The organism is Tamlana crocina (genome assembly GCF_012037625.1).
In genome coordinates, this window is the sequence record NZ_JAAVJS010000046.1 from 826 (window position 1) to 1165 (window position 340).

The following is a 340-nucleotide window of genomic DNA, read 5'->3' on the forward strand; positions in this document are numbered from 1 at the left end:
GGATCTAGATCCTATTACAGGGGAAATAGATTTAAAAGAAAGCGCAGAAGGAACTTTTGTTATTCGAAATACAGTAGACACCGCGGACGATGGCTGCGAATCCGTTTTTGCAGAATTTACAATAACAGTTGACAAATTGCCTTTGGCCCTTTTCAGTTATGCAGGTATAAGTGCCGACAAAAGTTTCTGTATCTCAAGTCTTGGAGCAAATCTTGATTCTTTTCCTGATACCGGTGGTACTTTCTCTATTACAGGTCCAAGTACAGCGGTTACAATTGATTCTTCAACCGGTAAACTTTCTTGGACTATGGCAGAAGGCGTGGCCGGGAATTATTTAATC

The 340-nt window shown here is 40.9% G+C and carries 1 protein-coding gene; it reads left to right on the forward strand.

All coding sequences use genetic code 11. The features are described from left to right. Positions 1-340: hypothetical protein (locus tag HC176_RS19650; protein WP_209309734.1), on the forward strand; the 340-nt coding region annotated here is incomplete at both ends.